This window comes from Shinella sp. NM-101, from assembly GCF_021401195.1.
GTDB lineage: Bacteria > Pseudomonadota > Alphaproteobacteria > Rhizobiales > Rhizobiaceae > Shinella.
On the sequence record NZ_JACBFT010000039.1, the window covers coordinates 1 to 7,689 of the forward strand.

General features: G+C 62.2%; 8 protein-coding genes. All 8 read left to right on the forward strand.

Going from position 1 to position 7,689, the window contains the following annotated elements; genetic code table 11:
- Positions 1-220 (forward strand): MBL fold metallo-hydrolase RNA specificity domain-containing protein (locus tag L0976_RS28245; RefSeq protein WP_304951724.1); only part of this gene is annotated, 220 nt, incomplete at its 5' end.
- Positions 217-1,749 (forward strand): thymidine phosphorylase family protein, encoded by a 1,533-nt coding sequence (locus tag L0976_RS28250; RefSeq protein WP_080843324.1) that lies wholly within the window; start codon positions 217-219, stop codon positions 1,747-1,749. The genes L0976_RS28245 and L0976_RS28250, both read left to right, overlap by 4 nt.
- Positions 1,746-2,270 carry a cytochrome b gene (locus L0976_RS28255; RefSeq protein WP_052114352.1) on the forward strand — a complete coding sequence of 175 codons (525 nt, stop codon included), beginning with the start codon at positions 1,746-1,748 and terminating at the stop codon, positions 2,268-2,270. Before L0976_RS28250 ends, L0976_RS28255 begins: the two co-directional genes overlap by 4 nt.
- A gap of 970 nt (positions 2,271-3,240) precedes the next feature.
- Positions 3,241-4,380, forward strand: coding sequence for a cytochrome D1 domain-containing protein (locus L0976_RS28260; protein WP_234190684.1), 1,140 nt, complete (start codon positions 3,241-3,243; stop codon positions 4,378-4,380).
- A 70-nt stretch (positions 4,381-4,450) separates the two neighbouring features.
- Positions 4,451-4,852 (forward strand): hypothetical protein, encoded by a 402-nt coding sequence (locus L0976_RS28265; protein WP_094542215.1) that lies wholly within the window; start codon positions 4,451-4,453, stop codon positions 4,850-4,852.
- Between the two features lie 75 nt (positions 4,853-4,927).
- A complete protein-coding gene (locus tag L0976_RS28270) occupies positions 4,928-6,412 on the forward strand; it encodes a multicopper oxidase family protein (RefSeq protein ID WP_037094843.1) in 1,485 nt (494 codons plus the stop codon).
- Positions 6,409-6,843, forward strand: coding sequence for a cytochrome c (locus L0976_RS28275; RefSeq protein ID WP_037094846.1), 435 nt, complete (start codon positions 6,409-6,411; stop codon positions 6,841-6,843). The genes L0976_RS28270 and L0976_RS28275 overlap by 4 nt, the downstream gene beginning before the upstream one ends.
- Before the next feature lie 141 nt (positions 6,844-6,984).
- Positions 6,985-7,416, forward strand: coding sequence for a cytochrome c (locus L0976_RS28280; RefSeq protein WP_037094849.1), 432 nt, complete (start codon positions 6,985-6,987; stop codon positions 7,414-7,416).
- The last annotated feature ends 273 nt before the right edge of the window (positions 7,417-7,689 follow it).

Here is a 7,689-nt window from a genome sequence, read left to right on the forward strand (position 1 = left end):
GATCCCGGTTCGGGCAGAGGTCGCGGACCTGTCCATGCTGTCGGCGCACGCCGACGCAAACGAGCTGATGCGCTGGCTGTCCGGCTTCCGTCGGCCGCCGTCCCGCGTGTTCATCGTGCATGGTGAAGACGATGCCTCCGAAGCGCTGCGCGTGCGGATCGACCGCGAGCTTGGATGGAACGCAGTCGTCTCACGCCAGAATCAGGCTTTCGACCTATGACGATCAACAACGTCGAACCCGAGGTTCCTTCTCAGCCGACGCTACGCGTGCGGCGCCTGCGGCTGCACACTCAGCACCAGGCCGTGGTGGTGATGCGCACCGATTGCCATGTCTGCCGCTCGGAGGGTCTGTCCGCGCGCACCCAGGTCCTCGTCTCGATCGGCGCGAGACAGGTACAGGCAACGCTCTTTCAGGTCGAAGGAGATGCATTGCTCGCTCAGGATGAAGTCGGTCTTTCTGAAACAGCCTGGCAGATCCTCGGCGTTAGCGAGAATGACAATGTGACGGTGACCCATCCTCCGGCCGTGGAGTCTCTGACGAGCGTGCGCCGTCGCATATATGGCAATCGCCTCGACGCGCACGCCTTTGCCGAAATCGTGAGCGACGTGGTCGCAGGCCGCTATACCGAGGTCCATCTCGCCGCCTTTCTGACCGCCAGTGCCGCGCTTCCTCTCGACGAGAGCGAGACTGTTGACCTCACGCGCGCCATGGTCGATGTCGGCGACCGGATGAGCTGGAATGCTCCGATCGTTGTGGACAAGCACTGTGTCGGCGGGTTGCCGGGCAATCGAACCACGCCGATCGTCGTCGCGATCGTGGCCGCCAATGGCCTTGTCATGCCGAAGACGTCTTCGCGCGCGATTACCTCGCCAGCCGGCACCGCCGACACAATGGAAACGCTTGCCCCTGTCGACCTCAGCATCGAAACCCTTCGACGCGTCGTGGAAGCAGAAGGCGGATGCATCGCCTGGGGCGGGGCGGTGCATCTCAGCCCCGCCGACGACATTTTCGTCCGGATCGAACGCGAACTCGACGTGGATACCGAGGGACAGCTTGTCGCTTCCGTCCTTTCAAAAAAAATCGCCGCTGGCTCGACGCATGTGGTTATCGACATCCCGGTTGGGGCAACCGCCAAGGTGCGCAGCGAAGCGGCCGCCGATCAGCTCGCCAGTCGCCTCAGCGCCGTCGCTGCCCGTTTCGATCTGGCCCTGACCTGCGTCCAGACCGACGGTTCGCAACCCGTCGGGCGCGGCATCGGCCCAGGTCTAGAAGCCTTCGACGTCCTGGCGGTTCTTCAAAACGCGCCGGATGCGCCGGACGATCTGCGACGCCGCGCGATCCTGTTGGCGGGCGCCGCGCTTGAGATCGGTGGAAAGGCCGCAAAGGGGAAAGGTGAAGCGCTTGCGTTGGCGACCTTGGTCGACGGTCGTGCCTGGTCGAAGTTCATGGCGATCTGCGAGGCGCAAGGCGGACTTCGTGAGCCACCGAAGGCCGCACAGGTTCATCCGTTGATCGCGTCGCGCGCCGGCCGCGTCGTCCATATCAACAATCGCAAAATCGCCCGACTCGCCAAGCTCGCCGGAGCGCCGGAGTCGAAGGCGGCAGGCGTCCAAATGGCCGTCCGCCTCGGCGACGAGATCGCCAGCGGCCAGCCGCTTTTGCACGTTCACGCCGAGACGGCTGGTGAACTTGGCTACGCACTGGACTATGCCGCGCATGCAGGCGACCTTTTCGAGGTCGAAAGTTGACGTGGCGGCTGTCCATTTGGATACGCCGGCACCGTTCGGCCGGCGCATTCTCGATCTACCAGCGCTTGATGCACTGGATGGTCCTTATCCTGTGTATCATCCAGGTCCCCACGGCCTGGGCGATCCAACGCACGCACATGGCGCACCTTTTCTTGAAACCTAAACCCTTCGACCTTTTCCTGCATCAGGTTCACGCCTGGAGCGGATGGCTGATTATGGCGCTGGCGCTCAGTCAACTTATTCTGCGCTTCACATATGGCCGACCACCTCCGATCCAGGGCATGTCGGTGCTTGAGCGCATGATCGCAGGGGTCACTCATGCGGTGCTCTACGGCCTATTGCTCGCACTGCCGATCACAGGCACGATCGCTATGTACGTGACGTTCCGCATCGCTTCTCTGCACAGCCTGCTGAGCTGGATGCTTCTGGTCGTTGCGACCACTCACGCCCTCGCTGCTCTGTGGCATCACTTCTGGCGTCGCGACGACGTGCTGCGGCGAATGATCAGGAACACGAAATAGCGCGCCGGACAGTCAGCCCACGGGTAAATTCTATCTAGTCGAGCGCGCTTCTCCGCGCGAGCAGCACACTCATTTGCGGAGATTGGCGCGCAGGTCGTTTCGGTGAGCGGCCTCGCAAGCATTGATCCCTACGTGTTTGATGCAGCGCAAAGTGATCATTCTGGATCTGCGCTAGATTTGCCCCCAGTTTCTACATTCAAGCAAACCGAAGGATGAGCCGTGGTGGCCGCCGGCGTGACAATGGTCAAGGCGTTCAGAAGGTCGCATAATTGGGCGACCGCCTTGCGGCGCGGGTTTATCCTTTTCTTCGCCATCGCGTTCGGGCTTACGGCGTTTCTCACAGATGGCGGGCATCAAGCGCGTGCTGCTTCAAGGGAGGGCATCCCGGCGCTCATGACTCAAGCTGGGGATTGTGCCGACCTCCTCGTGCGCATGCCCTGCGACAACGATACCCAACGCGGCGCCGAGCACCCGTGCGACAGCGGTCACTGCCTGTCGAGCCTCGGGTGCTTCCTCTGCGCTCCGCTGAACACGGCCTGGAGCTGGCGCACGTTGAACGCCGAGACAGTCTCGCCGGCTGCATCGCCCGTGCCCTCATCCGCGGAGTTGCGTCGTCAGAAGCGACCTCCGCGATCCATCTTGGTCATCTGAGCACCTTCGGCCTGTTCTGTCCGTGTGCTCCAGCCGACCCGAGGACTGGCACAATGCCTTAGTCTTCCGACCGTGCGCGTCCCAGGCCGCCCAACGATACGGCCGAGGAGACGAGCCGTTCTGCGTGACGCCGACGTGACATAGCCTCCAATCGTCGGCTGCCGGCGAGCCAGAAAGGGCCATGCACGGACCTTGCCGAAATCGGTAGGCAGCGGCACGCGAGGAAGTCTTCGGTATCCGCACGCCGGGCCACTTTTCAAACTCACCTCAAGATGTGCTCGAGCAGCCCGCAAGGCTGCGAGCCGAGGAGCTGAATACCATGTTAAAGACCCACTCGACCCGTTCGATTTCCATCACCGCGGCAGTCCTGACAGCAACCGCGATTCGCAGACGTGCGGCCATGCTGGCCTTCGCGACGGCATCGGCCCTGGTGCTTGCTATTCCGTTCGCCGCCACCGTCCGAGCGGAGCCTGCTGCAACCGGCTTCGTCTATACGGCCGATGAATTTGGCAACACCGTTAGCCGCATCGACCTTGCCACGGAAAAGATCGACATCGTTCCGGTCCCGATCACGCCCCACAACGTGCAGTTCGTATCGGGAAAAGATTTGGTGCTGGCGGTGGGCCTGCCGGTCGCCGGCAAAGCTGAAGACGCTCATGCGTCCAATGGGGCTGGCCATGGCGGCGACGGACATGGTGATGCCGCTGTCGCAGGCCAATTGATCGTCCTCGACGCGGCCGATATTTCCTCCGGCGTGAAGGCGTCGATCCCCGTGGGTGGGCATCCTGCGCATGTGATCGCAGACGCGCAAGGCAATCGCGCCTACGTCTCGAATTCCGAAGACGACAGCTTGTCGGTCGTTGATCTTGCCAAGGGCGAGGTCGTCGCCACGGTCGGCACCGGCGACTACCCCCACGGCCTGCGGATGAGCCCGGATGGAAGCGCCATCTATGTCGCGAATGTCCAGGACGGTACTGTTTCGGTTATCGACACAACGGCGCTTTCGGAAGTTGCCAGGATCAAGGTAGGCGTTGCGCCCGTCCAGGTCGGCTTCACACCTGACGGAAAGCGGGTCTATGTCTCGCTGCGCGATGAAAACAAGGTCGCCGTTATCGACACGCAGTCGCGCGAGGTGATCGCACGCATCAATGTCGGCCGTTCGCCCATCCAGGTTTACGCCACGCCTGATGGCCGGCTGGTTTACGTCGCGAACCAGGGAACCGAAACGGAGCCGGATGAGACGGTCTCGGTTATCGATGTCGTAGGCGGGAATGTCGTGAAGACCATCCAGACGGACAAGGGCGCTCACGGCGTGACGGTCGTTGCCGACGGAGCCTTTGTCTTCGTCACCAACATCGTGGCCGGGACCGTTTCCCAGATCGACGTCGGCAGCCAGTCCGTGGTCAAGACATATGCTGTCGGCAAGGGACCGAACGGCGTCACCTATCAGGCGCAGTGATGCAACGTCGGGGCGGCGCTTCGCCGCCCCGCACGACCTAAGCCTCAAACCTATGAGCAGGACGGCCGGCATGCAGGCTTCATCAATGGACAAAGGGTCGGCGAGGCTCTATTCTTTGCCCATGCTTCGCGCGTTGCTTATCATTGTTACAACCATCTCGCTTGCCGCTGCTTCTTTTGCCGTTCAAGCACACGAGACCCGCATGTCCGGGATGTTGGAACGCGCCGCGCTGACGCAGCACATGGAGCAAGCCTCTTCTTCGATGGCCGCTTGCAGCGAAGGGAAATCCTGCAAAGCAGATGCCGGATTGTGCACCTTCGCCTGCGCCGGAATATCGGCCTGGCTTCCGGTTGTGCGTACTTCGGCAAAGCAAATCAGCTCGCGGCAAAAATATCCCTTCCCGCCGGATGCCGTCTTCGTTGCGGCAGCTCCCGGCCGGAATGATCGCCCTCCTATATCGCGCCTCCTCTGAGCCTGCGGCGGGGCTGATCCCGCTGCGATCCATTTGGACCTTTCAGGCGGGACAGATCGTCCCGAGGTGACGAATATGACGACCTTTTCACGACGCGGCTTCCTCGCCGCCAGCGCAGCCATGCTTGCTGCATCCCATTTCCCCATCAGGGCCTACGGCCAGGACGCGGCTGCGATCCGCCTGGCCGCCACCAGCCGCACGCTCGATATAGACAATCGACCGGCCACCGTTTTCGGACTTGCTGGTCCCAACGGGCAGGGGCTGCTCCTCGATCCGGGCGAGCGATTTCGGGTGGATCTGACCAACGATCTCGCCGAGTCCACGATCATTCATTGGCACGGCCAGATTCCCCCGAACGCTCAGGACGGCGTCCCGGATATGCCGCAGCCGCTTCTTCAGCCCAGTGAAACGCGCAGCTTCGATTTCGCGCCCCAGCCCGGAACGCACTGGATGCACAGCCATGTGCCGATCCAGGAAATGCGATTGCTCGCCGCGCCGCTGATCGTCCGGAGGGCAGAAGACCTATCCGCCGATCGGCAGGAAGTCGTCCTGTTCCTGCACGACTTCGCGTTCAAGACACCGGAAGAAGTGCTGGAAGAGATCACCAGCGCAAGCGCTGATGGACATGGCGCTGCCGGCATGTCACGCGCGATGCAAGGCATGAACCATGGCGGCATGCCTGGAATGAACCAGGGCGAGGCCGGGGGAATGGGCTCGATGGCCATGGATATGGGTAACATGGCGATGGATCTCAACGACTACGACTGGGATGCCTATCTCGCCAATGACCGAACCCTGTCCGATCCCGATGTCGTTCAGGTCGAACGCGGCGGCCGGGTTCGCCTCCGTGTCATCAACGCAGCCGCAGCCACCGTTTTCTGGATCGACACGGGCGAAGCACAAGCCCGGCTCGTCGCCGTCGACGGGCATGAGGTCCAGCCGGTCGCGGGTTCGCGGTTCGGGCTGGCCATGGGGCAGCGTCTCGACCTGGAGATCGACCTTCCAAATGAGACCCGCGCATGGCCGATTCTGGCGCTCAGGGAGGGCGAACGTGAAAGGACCGGCATTATTCTCGCCCCCGCGGGCGCCACGATCGACAGGATCGATTCCCTTTCAGCGAATGACGCCCCGGCCTTCGACACGGACTTGTCTCAGGAGTCACGGCTGGTCGCTGTCGACACGCTTGCCGCCCGTCCGGTGGATCGAAGCCACATGATCATGCTCGGCGGCTCGATGCAGCCCTATGTCTGGACCATCGACGGAGCAACATGGGGCAAGCATCGGCCGGTTGCCGCAACGAGCGGCGATCGGGTGGAACTGATGTTCCACAATATGTCGATGATGGGGCACCCGATGCATCTGCATGGGCATGCATTCCAGGTTGTTGGCATCAACAGGCGACGCTTCGAAGGTGCGCGCCGCGATACCGTGTACATACCGCCGATGTCGATGGTCACTGTTGCCCTTGATGCCGGCGAGGCCGCGAGCTGGATGTTGCATTGCCATCATATGCCGCATCTGGCCACCGGGATGATGACCGAGTTCAGGATCGCTGCATGAAACCGCTCTGGATCGCGGTCGCCGCAACTCTCCTGGCGGCGGCCGGTGCGATCTTGGTCGGAAAGGGACGGTCCGGTCAGGAGGCGAGCGATCGCATCGCCCTTGGCCGGGCAGTCTATCTAGCGAACTGTGCGAGCTGTCACGGCACGAAACTCGAAGGCCAGCCCGACTGGCGCAGCCCGGGCACGAGCGGCCGCCTTCCGGCGCCGCCGCATGACGAGACCGGTCACACCTGGCATCATTCGGACAGGCAGCTCCTCGCAATCATCACCGATGGGACCGCCGCGGTGGTTGGCGGTGGCTACGAGAGTGACATGCCCAGCTTTCGGGAGGCTCTGACCTCCGCCGAGATCGAGGCTGTCCTCGACTACATCAAGAGTACCTGGCCGCAGCGAGAGGCAGACTACCAACGCCGCATCTCGAACGGCTGACACGCCGGAGGCCACGAAAACAATTTCGTGGCCCCACATCGCCATCGCGCGCCGCCCCACCACCACATTCATGCCGACGGGTTCGGCAGTTGATGGCGGCAGAGAGGGTGTTCGGCGGCCTAAAGACATAAGGATTCACAAATGAACAAGAGAAACGTCTTCGCTCTGCTCGTCGCCGCGGCAGCGGTTGCGGGCTTTGCGCTTTGGAATCGAACCGGATCGGAAGACGAAGCCAGAAGAGGAGTATCGGGCCAGGGGACGGCATTGTCGGTTGTCGTGCCTTCGTCATTGTCCGACACCGCAAAGATGGGAGAACGAGCTTTCAACGCCGTCTGTGCAGCGTGCCACGGCAAGAACGCGGCCGGAACCGATGCCGGCCCGCCGCTCATCCATCGGATATACGAACCTTCTCACCACGGAGACTACGCCTTTGAAATGGCCGTCGCCAACGGCGTGCGCGCGCATCACTGGAAATTCGGAAACATGCCTCCTCAGCCGGGTCTGACGAGGGCCGACGTCGCTACGATCGTGGCCTATGTGCGCGAGCTTCAGCGGGCGAACGGCATCAATTGAGGAGCATTGGCGGCGAGATACCCTGCCAGACCTGTCGAGGCGGGTTTGAGGAAATCGGGCGGCTGCGAGTGGAGTTGTGGTGTGATAGGATGAGGCGGCCAAGTCGCCTATGGGAGGGGTGTGCAATGCGAACTGGCATAACATGCGCATTTGTCGTTCTGGCTTTGCTGGTGTCGGCGTCAAATGCCCAAGAGGATCAGCCGTTTCATACGTCTTATTTCGCGGATGAAACGACCATCAGCCTGTCCGTGACCGTCGCGGCAACCTCTCTTG